Below are 12,513 nucleotides of genomic sequence, written 5' to 3'. Positions count from 1 at the left end.
ATGCCGTCAGAAGGTGCCGATATTGGAGAACATCCAGTACCAGAACCAGATGATCAGGCCCGTACCGCCCCAGGCGGCCACATAGCGGAGTATCTCCCAAATCCAGCCGGCCACGTCAGTTCTCCTCACAGAAGGGATGGTTCATCGGATCTCCAGTCCTCGCCGCGCGGTGATGACCAGGTTGGCCAGCATGGCGTCGCGGTGTTCGCTGTTGGTGGTGGTGCTCAGCACGCCGTAGATACCCAGTAGGAAGAATGCGGCGCTGTAGAAGGCGTCGACCTCGGGATGCACCTCGCCGTCGCCGCGGGCGCGCTCGATCTCGCCGACGAGCAGCACGATCACCGGATGATCGGTCCATTCGTCTTTGGTGGGACGCGACGGTGAGAAATGCAGCGCGAGAAGCTCTTTGAACAGTATCGGGCCGAAGCGCTGTTCCAGGCGACCCACCAGGTGGACGAGTTCGGTGAGCGCCGTCGCGAGGTCATGGGCGGCTTCGAGGAAGTGGGCGAATTCGGTTGCCATGCGTGTTTCTTCGCGACTCTCCAGCTCCAGCAGGACGTGCTCCTTGCTGGGGAAGTGGAAGAAGAAGGTTCCGTGCGCCACGCCCGCGGCGCTGACGATGGCGCCGACGTCGGCTCCGGCCATGCCCGAGGCGCGGAACTCGGCTATGGCCGCACCGAGTATCCGCTCCCGCGTCTGCAGTCGGCGCAGCTCTCTCGCCGACTGCTTGACCTGTGGCGTCATGGTCCGCTCTTTCTAGTGCAATTACTGATTGCAGTCAATGAGTGAAGTCATTGACTAGTCGGAGAAGATCTCGCGGTTGACCGAATGCAGGTACGGGATCGCGAGGAACGGGGTGATGTAGAAGATGTCGTAGAGCCACCAGCCGACGACCGGCAGCACGACGCCGGCGAACCGGACATCGGCGAACATCGTCATGTTGAACACGTACAGACACCAGATGACGATCCCCATCCAGCAGGTGATGATCATCCACTGGTGGCCCCATCGCTTCATCTGGAGGAATCCGATGCCCGCGGCGATCCGCATGGTGAAGACGGTGAGGATCATGCCGACTTCCATGGCCTTCTCGCCGGGGCCGGCGGCCCCGCCGAGCCAGAGCTCGTTGTAGTGCCAGAAGTAGCCCGCATCGAACATTGCACCCCAGCTGTTCAACAGAATTCGGGCCAAGATGGTGTGGTTGGCGGCCAGGTCCAGCGCCCACCCGACGGTGTTGATCGCGGCGTCGATGATGACCAGATAACCGATCAGCGTGACCAGCATCGGGCGGACGGACAGCCCGTCGCGCTGCGCCTTGCGTAGCAGCCAGACCCCGCGCAGGAAGAGCGGCAGACCGAAGATGCCGAGCGCCGCGGTGCCGATGAGCAGGCTGCCGGAGATGAGCCATTTGTCGGCCTGCCGTTGCGCCCGCTGCGAGGCTGCCATGTGTTCGTCCAGCCCGCTCGTTGACGGGCGTGACGTCGTGTCCCGGCTGTCGCCACGGTTCAAATTGAACGTTGGCAAGTTCATGCACGCTGACTATAGTCAACGAACTGGGGTAGTCAATCGGCTGCGCACACGCATGGCAGCAGCCGCAACGGGGAGGGACACCATGGCACTGGAGCAGTTCAGCCTGGACGGCCAGGTCGCGATCGTGACCGGCGCCGGAAAAGGTGTCGGGCAGGGGATTGCGCGAGTGTTGGCCGAGGCCGGTGCCACCGTCGTCGGCACGGCCAGAACGGAATCCGACATCGTCGGGACCATCACCGGTATCGAAGAGGCGGGAGGTAAGGGCGTGGCGGTGGTCGCCGACGCGACGAACCGGTCTGACGGTGAACGCGTGGTCGGCACAGCGATGGAGCGGTTCGGTCGCGTCGACATCCTGATCAACAACGTCGGTGGTTCGACCTACGCACGGTTCCTCGACATCACCGACGAGGACTTCAGGCACACGTTCGATTGGTGCGTCACGTCGGCGTTCATCATGAGTCAGCTCGTGGCACCGCACATGATCGACGCCGGCCGCGGATCGATCGTCAACATATCCTCGGGCTCAGCGCGTTTCGGCATTCGTGCGTTGACGGCGTACTGCGTCGCCAAGGGCGGGCTGGAAGCGCTGACGCGGGCCATGGCGCAGGAGCTGGCGCCCAAGATCCGGGTGAACGCGATCGCCCTGGGGTCTTTTGCGACCGAGGGTCTACAAGGAAGCCTTGACTTGTTACCCGGGTCGTTGGAGAAGATGAAAGAGGCGACGCCGTTGCATCGCCTCGGCGATGTGGAGGATCTCGGGAGGTTGTGCGTCTACCTGTCCACCCGGGACTGCTACGCGACCAACGCCATCTTCCACGTCGACGGCGGCATCGACTCGAACAACTCGCCACTGCCGATTCCCGACTACTGAGCAAGAACGGAGCGCGCGTGCGCAGAGTGGTTCAATTCTCGACGGGCAATGTCGGTAGGCATTCGCTGGCAGCGATCATCGGCAGGCCCGATTTGAAGTTGGTCGGTGTCCATGCATCGGGCCCCGACAAGATCGGGCGCGACGCCGCCGAGCTGTGCGGGTTCAGTGCGCCGACAGGTGTCCTCGCGACCGACGACATCGACGCGCTCATCGCGCTCGACCCCGATTGCGTGGTGTACACGGCATTGGGCGAGACCCGCCCGATGGAGGCCATCGAACAGATGTCGCGGTTCCTCGCGGCCGGTATCGACGTGGTCGGAACCTCGATGGTGTGGCTGGTGACACCGCGCCAAGCCGACGATTGGTTGCGGGTGCCACTTGAGGAGGCGTGCGCAGCCGGGAATTCCACGCTGTACGTCAACGGCATCGACCCCGGCTACTCGGGGGATACCGCGGTGTATGCCGCGCTGAGTCTGGTCACCCGGGCGGAGTCGGTGACGGTCAAGGAGATCTTCGACTACGGAAATTACGATGACTACGAATACACCGGCACCGCCATGGGTTTCGGCACCACGCCGGATGACGAACTGCCGATGGCATTCCAGCCCGGGGTGATCACGTCGATGTTCGGAGGCCTGGTCCGCAACCTCGCCGATCGCCTGGGGGTCGAACTCGACGAGGTCGGCCAGCGATTCGAGCCGTGGTATGCCACCGAGCGCATCGACTGCACGATGCTGACCGTCGAGCCCGGGCAGTTGGCCGGAACGCGTTTCGCCGCTGAAGGACTGCGCGGCGGCGTCCCAGTGATCACCGTCGAGCACACCACCCGGCTCACGCCCGCGGCGGCGCCGGATTGGGAGTACCCGCCCGAGGGGCAGTCCGGTGTGCACAAGGTGATCATCGAGGGTGAACCGCGCATCGAGATGAGCACCAGTCTGTCCCATCCGGTCCTCGACGTGACCGACGCCGGATGCGTCTCCACCGCCGCCCGGGTGGTCAACGCGATCGACTGGGTATGCCGTGCGCCTTCGGGATTGGTTGCCGCCGAGGACATCCCGCCGACGGAGCTGATCCGCGGCCTGATGTGGTGAGGGGGCCTGGTGTCAATCGGGCGGAAGTACTCCGGATTCGACACTCATTTGGTGCTACCAGCTGCACTTGTCGCGGTTCACTGCTCGTGGATCATTCTTACGATCGCCGCGAGATGTCGCCACTGGAGTTCGTCGATTCGCTCGTCAAAGCTACTTGGCAACCTTCCCGGTATCCGCTCGAATTCTCTACCTCGGCCCATGATTTTGCCAAGCCCACCGCTCGAGCGTAGATCAGACCTCTCGCACCGACTGCCGGTGGCAGTCATCGGAGCCTCATGAGTGCTGAAATGCCTAACGGTGACCTCGGAGAAGATCCCCGTATGCGCCTCCAACGTGCCCACGACGATGTCGGAACGTCGCAGTGGAAGACCGGAACGTGCCAGACAGTCCTTGCTGTTGTGTGACGCCATCGCGCGTGATGGCAACGACTGCCTTCTGCGCAAAGGTTGACCCATGCCAATTTTGGGCGCTCTCACGTAAACGGTTCAGAAACCTCCATGTTCGAAGACGTCGTGCACGAAGTCACGTGACAGCTCCCGTGGGACCACGACGACTCGCTTTTCCTCTAATCTCATGGCCGATACTCAACCGTGACTGTCGTCGGCGGAATCCTAACCAGAGTTAGCGCGTCCCCGCGCAGTTGGAAGGACGTGGGCGTGCACTGATCGTTCACTTTGAGGACGGTAACCGCATAGGGCTGATCGTCCGACCCATCACCGGCCGATACAAGAACCGGGACCCTTGCGCCGAGCGTGCAGTGTTGGAGGCCCAGCGAATCCCACAGCGCGTTCGGCCCCTGGGGCGCCAGAATGTAGGACAGTGCGGGCGGTTTGGGCGTGTCTGTAGGGCGGCTGGCGAGCGCGAGTTGGAATGTCAGCGCCCCAACGGCCGCCCCGATCGCGAGCACGAGTGACAGAATGCGACTTTGCTTGAATAGTCCAGAGACACTGTAGAATTCGGCTTGGTTGAGGTAGCTGTCTGCCGCGCGGTTGTAAATCTGCGCGTTGCGCTGCGCTTGCTCAGACAGAGTTTTAAGCTGATCACGCCGTAGGTCGGCGTGATGAGATTTGGAGTCTATTCGCGCTAACGCATCGGAAGTCGTAGCGGCGATCGTTCTGTACTTGCGGTAGTTGCCTAGGAATTCAGAGTACGTCCTTGACCCGGACGGCAGACGCACATCTGCGGCGGCGTTGAGGTCACGGATCATGTCCTCGGGAATGTTCTCCAGGCTCAGTTTCACTGGAGTGAGGACATGCGCGATCTGACCGATCAGCAGAATGAGGGAGATCAATCCGACCGCACCGAACATCAGCGCGAGGAGTAGCTGATAGCGATTGTCTGACCACGACAATTCGGGCCGGTTCACAATGGGACCCGCACCAAATATCAACGCTCCAGCTGCGGCGAGGCTGCCGATCAGCCACTTAGCTGTAGTCCTGGTTCCCGCCGCGCCCAGGCTCCATCGGCTTAGACCCGCGCCCGGGCTAGCGATTGTCGACCCTGCCTGATCTAACGGCTTGCCGTCGGAGTCTGCTCCAGACGATTTCGTCACAAACGATCATTCCCGTCAGAATCCTGCATGTTTCGTTGTCGGATAAGCGCGTCGGTCTCGCTCGGTAGACTCGCTACCCAATCGGACCCCCCAAGACAGATCCAGGTACTGGCGCCGTCGAAGTGAATGTCGCCGACCGCTCCCTCTTTAGTAGGTTTTGCCATGACCTTCCTGCCGTGTCGTAGGGATCGACTAATACTTGAGGCATCGTATTGCCACCTTCGTAGCAAGGAACAGTGATGGAGGTAAAAGACCCACTCGATGCGGTGAACACCGGTCGCACCGGGGATGATTGGTGCGCTCGCGTCCGTCCCAACGCTGTTGCTGACGTGCTCCCACGGTGCAGTTCGAGGGGCTTGACATGAACGAAACGCGGGACTGGGCGAACAGCATTGACGTCGTCTTGAGCGTTTCGCAGTCCGCCACGACGCTTGCCGGTAGCAACGTTTTCGAGCGAGCGGTGCACAGGGGCGCCGGACCCGGTTTGGAGAATGCGGTTGCGGACGTACGGCAGGTCCGCGCTTCGACTAGCCGACTTGGTCAGAACTCATCGTATTCCCTGGACCCGCAATGGCTCGATGGTGCTCGCTCAGCGTCGCTCGCGCGAGCAGGCGTGTTGGCATGGCATGCGTTTGTTCAGCCGCCTGTCTCGACGGTCCTTCAAAATCTCCTCGAACAGGCGGCGACCACGAATCGAACGGTCCGCATCGGCATCGATCCTGGGGAATTCGCATGGGTACCTTGGGAGGGATTGTGCGATCCCGAATCGATGGAGCCTCTCGCCCTGCGAACCGGTATCGCCATATATCGCGTGTCGCACAGTCACAGAACAGAAGTGACACCAGGGCCGTTGCGCATTCTGGTGGCAATTGCTGCGCCCAATGGCCACGACGGCGGAATACTCGATTATGAGAATGAGCTCCGGAACGTAGAGGCTGCCGTTAGTGGTGCGCGCGATGCCGACACCGATATCCACATAGTTCAGTTCGCTACGGCTGACGCTCTACGACAGGCTCTGTCAGAGGCAACCGTTCATGTGCTTCATATATCGGGGCATGGCTCACCAGGTTCGATAGTGCTAGAGGACGACCATGGAGGGCCTCGCGTGATCAGTGCTGCTGAGCTCGTGAACGAGGCCTTCGCCGGAGTCTCTGCGCCACCGGTTGTGTGCCTGGCGGCCTGCCATACCGGGGCATCTGAAAGTCCGGGTGGATTGTCCTTTGCCGACGAACTGATCGACAACGGCGTGCCTGCCGTGGTTGCGACGGAGACATCAGTCACCGATACATACGCAACAGCCTTCTTCTCGACCCTCTACCGCGAACTTGCGCGCTCTGAGGTTCCCGACCTCGTGTCTGCGGTCGCTGACGCGCGACGGTCGACACAGAACCGCATCCGGACCAACTCGAGGATGGGTGACTCGCGGCTCGCTGACCTTGATGAATGGAGTGTCGTGACCGTCCGAACTCCATCACCGCGTTTCGAGTTGTACGGCCGGACTCACACCGATTCGCAGGCTCGCACTGGCGCATCTCGAGGACGCGTAGTCGGGAACTTCGTGGGGCGCCGAGCGGAGCAGCGCATGGTGGTCGAGGCTCTCGCAGCGGCGGGCGCCGGAAGCATTGTCATCCAGGGCATCGGGGGAAGCGGCAAGACTGCGTTACTCCAAGGAGTTCTCGCGCATCAGCTCGCCGGGCGGCCGAACGCGGTGATACGGGCTCCTTCGACGATGAACGACATTCTCGGTCCAATCGGGCGAGCCTTGATTTCGACCGCAGATCTCTTTCAGGGCCTGGAGGCTGAGGCACAGCGCCTACTCGCACACGAAATCCTGGACGATCGCCGGCCTCAGGCGGATCGTCTGCGCGCTCTGGACCGGGCGGCGGCAGGAGGCCTGCCGCTGATCGTCGCTTGGGACGACTTCGACAGAACTCAGGTCGACGCCGATATGGCTCAGTTCCTCGCAGATTCGATTCCGAACCACGCTAGGTGGCGGTTCATCTTTACAACGCGGCGAGGTTTCACCCTGGCCAACGATGCGCACAAGAAACTCAGGTGGATTCACCTTGGATCGCTATCTCGCGGGGAGTCGCTAAAACTCATGTGGTCGCTTCCGCACCTCGGCCAGTTGTCGGACGTTGCCTTGCAACATGTCTGGGATGATGTAGGTGGGCATCCGCTCTGCCTCCAAACTGTCGATTCAGCCCTCGCGCTGCAAGACGAGAGCAGGCAAGTTGATGGGCAGTCTGGAGTATCCGACTCTGAATGCGATATCAATGCCGCACTGTCGGCCGCATCCAGTGGCGTGGCCGCGCAGGTCGGAATCCCCGAATTGATAGGGGGTCTCGGCGAATTCGAGCGGGATCTCTTACTTCGGATGTCGGTCTATCGCGAACCGGTCGACCCCACGGGCCTGCTCTACCAAACAGGTGATCCGGATCCTGACGCGTCATCCACGCTCGCCCACGAATCTCTTAGCCATCTTGCCGAAACCCTCCGCACCCACGGGGTCGACCCGTCAGAACCGGAGCCCGATTTGAGCGTATTGAACGCCGATGCCGTAGCGGAACTCGCGCCACACCTCGTTGCCTTCGTCCGTTCTATCGTTCCGCCGGTCATCCCGGATGAACGTGCAGCAGACGCCATCGAGACACTTGTGAGACTCAGTCTGCTGAGCATTTCTCCTCACGATATGAAGGTGTCCGTCGAGCGTCTCGTCGCAGCATTTCTCCGCCGCAGCGATGCCATTGCTCCTGCAGCGATTCGAGATGCTCACAAACGCGCTGCCGGGTACTGGGATTGGCGTGGAGGCATTCTCATTCTCGGTATCGACAGCTGGCTGCACAGCCTCCAACAGGCTCGCCACCACCTCGTCTTGGCGGGCGACCTCGACGAGGTGGCGAATGTGACGGATTCCATCTGCGACCGGTTGCATGATGTGGGGGATTGGGACGCGGAGAGTCGGCTCGTGGACCAAATGCTGCAGATGTTTGATTCCCAGCCCCTTCGGCAAGGAATCTGGCTGCACCGGCGCGGGAACCTCTACTTCCAGAGAGGACAAGTTGACGCAGCGGAAACTGATTATCGACGCGCTGCGCAGATCCATATCGCCAACGGCGCCGACGCTAGCCTTGCTTCTGAGTACGGACAGTTGGCGATCATCGCCCGCGAACGTGGCGATTACGACGAGGCCACGCGGCTCTTCAATGACAGTCTCGCGATTGATGAGCGTCGAGGATCGAACAGTGGAATCGCGCGCACACTTGGTCATTTGGGCACACTTGCCTCGCTGCGCGGTGATGACGACGAGGCTCAGCGATTGCTCCAGCGATCCTTAGACTTGCGCGAGGATGATGAGGACCACGTAGGCATAGCGGCGAGCTGCTTCAAGCTCGGAGTTTTTGCGCAGCAGCGCGGTGATGTCGAAACCGCACGAACAATGTTTGAACGATGCTTTGACATCAGGAGCCGCCTCGGGCTTGTAGCCGACATGTCCGACCTCTTACTGCAGATGGGGATCCTCGAATGTAGTCAAGGCCAAAATACCAAGGCCAAGAGGCTGTTTGCTGAAGCTCGAAAACTAGCGGAGCGAACTGGCGACCATTCCGCCCATGCAGCGGCGATTCTTCAGCAGGCGGTACTGGCACTCGCACTCGGGGATCTGGATGAGGCGCAGCGTTTGTGCGACGACTCGATCGCTCTTGGAATCGGAAACCGACGAGTCGGATCCACGGGGCGAGCACGACTTCTAAGTGCGCACATCGCTTCGCGCCGCGGAGATTTCGAGTTGGCCTTCGAGACTCTCATGGACATCGTGAACGACGGCGAAGAGTCGACACTTCCTGTCGAGCCTGGAACAGTCCAGCACGAACTCGGACAGGTCGAGAGAGCTCGGTCGAACGACGAAGCCGCTATGAGGTGGTACTTGAAAGGAATTGGCCTCCGGCTCGATGCCGGCCGTCGGGTTGAGCCTGAGGTGCTTGAGTCGTTAGACGAACTGGTAATGGATTTCGGCCAACACAGGTTCGAAGAACTCACTGAGACGGTGCTGAGCGCCGAGCAGCGGGAAAAGCTCGAGGATCTACTTTCCTGCGCCGAGGAAGATCGTTTGCAACGATCGCGTAGTCTGTCAGAACGTCTCGCTGCACAGACGGGCAGCCGTCTGCGTCACAGGCTGAGAAGCGTTCTGGACGCTGTAGAGGTCGACCAGAAGGCGGGCCGCCTGGCGGAGGGGATCGCCAGCCAGCGCGAAGCGGTCAGCATCGCCCGATCGATCCAGATGCAGGAGCGGGGTGTTTCCGCCCTTCTGGTTGCAGAGACGCTCCGCAACTTAGCAACTCTGGTCTGGAACCGTGATCGGACGACGGAGTCCATCGCCCTTGCAGCTGAAGCGGCCCACGTCTTCGGCTCGGTACCTGCAGCCCTGTTCGAGGAGGATCCGTTCGAGATTGTTCAGGCGCAATCGACGGCCATGTGGACGCTTGGAATCATACTCGCCGAAATCGCCAGTGAGTTCGACAAAGCCCTTGAAGTGACGAGCGAGGCTGTGGTGATGGTGAGAGCCGCGCAGAACGGTGAGCGGCCCCAAATGGACGCCCTTGCACTCGCGCTTCACAATCAAGGTGTCAGGCTAACCGAGTGCGGCATGCTCGACGAAGCGCTGGATGCAAACTACGAATGCCTCAGACTTACCGAGGAACTTGCTCGAATACATCAGTCGAGGTATGACGAGCGTCTAGCATCGAGTTTGGTCAATTTGGCTAACTCTCTATTGCTGAAGGATGATCCGCGTTCGGCACTGGAAGCAGCAACGAGGGCTCGTGCGATTCGCGCGAGCGCGCTGAGTGATGTCCAGTCAGAGGAGCACCTCAGAGACTTCGCGCGTGCGCTCCAAGTTCTCGGACGTGCACATTGGGCAGCCAGCGAGTACGCCGAAGCTCGGGATTCGTTACAACAAGCAATCGACATCTTTCGGATGGTCGCAGAGACGAACCCTGCGGTGACCCTTGAAATGAACGCCGCCACACACGAGTTCACCGAAGTGTCGGCTCAACGGGAGTTCCTCCCAAGCGGCGGAATCGATCGGCGCCGCTTCGATCCGAGCCTGCTGACCATTGATGCGATTGTCGGCGGTTGTCCCGACGGCCTCCGCCATCTCCTAAAGGTCATCGATGCCGCAAAGGCCGCGGTCAAGCGTGAAGATTACGATCAAGCCCTTCAATTATGTGACGACGTCGACAGTGAGTTGGCTGCACTCGAACGGACCTCAGACGAGAACCTTCCTAATCTCGAACTCGATGTAAGGCGCATTGATCTGCTACATGAGTTCGCCGAACATCTGGACCGGATTGGGGATCCCAATGGATCCATGGGATTCCGTGAACGCTCCCTCAAACTCTTACGGTTACATTCCGAACACGTCGATCAACTGAAGTCGTCACACGCGAACCTCGCTCACCTTCTGGCCGCGGCCAAGCAGGGATTAGCCGATTTTGAATCGGCAATCGCACTCGCTGAGGAAGCAGTGGCCGTTCGCCAGAAGCTCGTTGACAGACCGGAACCGCATCATCGATTCCAACATCTCCCGGCGCTGGTTGCACACATGTTTCTAGCCGGTGAGCTGCTGTTCCGCAATGGGAATCTGGGCGCGGCTGCGTCGGTATTGCGCAACGCGGTAGAGATATCGCGCGAGTGCCTTTACGACCACTGGAATCTGGACGATTGGGAGCCGATAACGCAGATGCATGTCCGTGGTGTGCAATGGCTCAGTATCACTCATGTAGCCCTTGGAGACTTCTGGCCGAGCGTGACGACTGCGAACGATGCCGTACGCGTCGCTCGCGAGTTGTCGGCTCGCGACGGCGATCGCGCGACGCTACTGCTTCCTCAGGCCCTCGTACTTCAGTCCCATCACGCGCTCAATGTGGCTCGACACAAAGACGCGAGAAGGGCGGCTGAGGAGGCCATCGGCTATCTCGAGGCGGCTGATTCCGTTGCCGCGGAGAACGACCGAGACGCGCTACTTGGCGATGCCTACCTCGCCTTGGCGCAGAGTCGTCTCGGAGATGACGTCGACGACGCATTGAATGCCATGTTTCGGGCTGCCGGACTGTACCTTTCTCTTGCCACCCGTACGGGACGATTCGATGCGCTGGTGGCCGTGGTAGAGATTCGCGTGAGGATCAGTGACCAGCTCGTACTTAACGAATCACCACCGACCCATGTAAGGAGCAACGCGGAGGCGCTCACCGAATTGTTAGAAAGGCACGGCCCTGCGCTGCATGGTCTCGTATCGCATCGTGTGCGCGACTTTCTCGCCAAGGTGGCAACCTGCGATGATTCGTACTGGTCGGACGATCTTAAACGTAGGGCCGAGCAGTTACTCGGCGATATCCTGCCTTAAGTTGCGGGGGTCTAAGCGGGCCCTGCGGCGACCGCAAGCGGAGGGCCGAAGTTCTTCCAGAATGCGACTGCCTGAGCTGCGGAGTGTGTTGCGGGCAGAGGAACGTTGACTGGAGACGTTTTTGGCCACAACCGGATCCGTTCGATCTCAGCGGACGCCTCCTCGACGAAGCTCACCGCATGCTGGAGAAGACCATCATCAGAGCCGTATACGCAGACCAGGGTTAGGTGTGGAATGCTGATCATCGCGGCTGCGAATTGGAGCGCGCTGTGTGCCGTGTGTACCGCAGTCCGGACTAGGCTGCGAAATTCGACCGGCGCGACGTGTCCCTCACGCATTCCGAAGGCATCTAGCACTACCGTTCCGGGTAGTTCGGCCGTCGTCGCTATACTGTGCAACGTCTCTGCCACATTTTCACTCAAAGTCTGAGGCGCGGCCGAAACTAGCAACAAGGTCGTCATCAAGGACCACCGGGCTAAAGTCTCGTGGTCGAACTTCGATAGGGCATATCGAGGGCCACTGATGATTCGATCAATGATGGGTCTGGCAGGTAAGTCGACATTGATGCGCAATTGGTCTTGACAGTCCGGACAGATTGCCGGGACACGTAGTTCGTGAAGGAGTCCATCCGCGTTGGTGACCGAAGTCGTGCCGTCTACAAGGGGAACGTGCAGCGGTGTAGTGCCCGGGTGAGTTCCAATCATGATGTGGAAGAAGTCGGAGAAGACAGGAAACCAGAGTTCAGTCGAGGGGGGCACACCTCGGCCGCAGAGCGAACATCGAAGCGAATCGGATGTGTCGCTAGCTGGCGTCATACACCCAATCTAGGTGCATTGGGTGAGTATAAGGTGATTCCGCGCGTTCCTGTTCGGCGGGACTCCATCAAGTTCACTTGACTCAGACTTGCCGGTTGTGAATTTCAGGTCGCGGTTGCTGCGGGTGCGGAGCAAATCGGGCGGGGATCGCTGGGTGTCTTAAGTGCCGGTGAAGCGGTTGGGCCAACACGACGAGATCAAACGCTGCGGTGGTGTTCATGACCTCAGCCCAGAGCAGCGTCATGACCGGG

At 60.4% G+C, this 12,513-nt stretch carries 6 protein-coding genes; 3 read left to right on the top strand and 3 right to left on the bottom strand.

Annotated elements, in window-relative coordinates:
• Positions 1-141: 141 nt before the first annotated feature.
• Together H977_RS0123920 and H977_RS0123915 are read right to left on the bottom strand one after the other, a co-directional pair.
• Positions 142-744, bottom strand: coding sequence for a TetR/AcrR family transcriptional regulator (locus tag H977_RS0123920; RefSeq protein ID WP_029110234.1), 603 nt, complete (start codon positions 742-744; stop codon positions 142-144).
• Between the two features lie 54 nt (positions 745-798).
• A complete protein-coding gene (locus tag H977_RS0123915) occupies positions 799-1,530 on the bottom strand; it encodes a hypothetical protein (protein ID WP_029110233.1) in 732 nt (243 codons plus the stop codon).
• 82 nt (positions 1,531-1,612) lie between these two features.
• On the opposite strand from H977_RS0123915, the gene H977_RS0123910 reads away from it, so the two are divergent.
• Both H977_RS0123910 and H977_RS0123905 read left to right on the top strand, forming a co-directional pair.
• Positions 1,613-2,401 (top strand): SDR family NAD(P)-dependent oxidoreductase, encoded by a 789-nt coding sequence (locus tag H977_RS0123910; RefSeq protein ID WP_029110232.1) that lies wholly within the window; start codon positions 1,613-1,615, stop codon positions 2,399-2,401.
• A gap of 17 nt (positions 2,402-2,418) precedes the next feature.
• Complete coding sequence (locus H977_RS0123905) at positions 2,419-3,492, top strand: NAD(P)H-dependent amine dehydrogenase family protein (protein WP_029110231.1); 1,074 nt, start codon at positions 2,419-2,421, stop codon at positions 3,490-3,492.
• A 571-nt stretch (positions 3,493-4,063) separates the two neighbouring features.
• On the opposite strand, the gene H977_RS0123895 is transcribed toward H977_RS0123905, so the two are convergent.
• On the bottom strand, positions 4,064-4,858 hold the full coding sequence (locus H977_RS0123895; RefSeq protein ID WP_029110229.1) for a hypothetical protein: 795 nt from the start codon (positions 4,856-4,858) through the stop codon (positions 4,064-4,066).
• Positions 4,859-5,405: 547 nt separating this feature from the next.
• Here H977_RS0123895 and H977_RS0123890 point away from each other — a divergent pair.
• Complete coding sequence (locus H977_RS0123890; protein WP_155946801.1) at positions 5,406-11,447, top strand: tetratricopeptide repeat protein; 6,042 nt, start codon at positions 5,406-5,408, stop codon at positions 11,445-11,447.
• Positions 11,448-12,513: the final 1,066 nt, after the last annotated feature.

It is taken from the genome of Mycobacterium sp. URHD0025 (assembly GCF_000426065.1).
Lineage (GTDB): Bacteria > Actinomycetota > Actinomycetes > Mycobacteriales > Mycobacteriaceae > Mycobacterium.
The sequence above is the reverse complement of the archived record's forward strand: the minus strand, read 5'-3'. Positions and strand labels throughout refer to the sequence as shown.

Coding starts and splice junctions, on each gene's coding strand:
- H977_RS0123890 (WP_155946801.1), top strand. CDS start 5,406: ATGAACGAAACGCGGGACTGGGCGAACAGCATTGACGTCGTCTTGAGC.
- H977_RS0123915 (WP_029110233.1), bottom strand. CDS start 1,530: ATGAACTTGCCAACGTTCAATTTGAACCGTGGCGACAGCCGGGACACG.
- H977_RS0123920 (WP_029110234.1), bottom strand. CDS start 744: ATGACGCCACAGGTCAAGCAGTCGGCGAGAGAGCTGCGCCGACTGCAG.
- H977_RS0123910 (WP_029110232.1), top strand. CDS start 1,613: ATGGCACTGGAGCAGTTCAGCCTGGACGGCCAGGTCGCGATCGTGACC.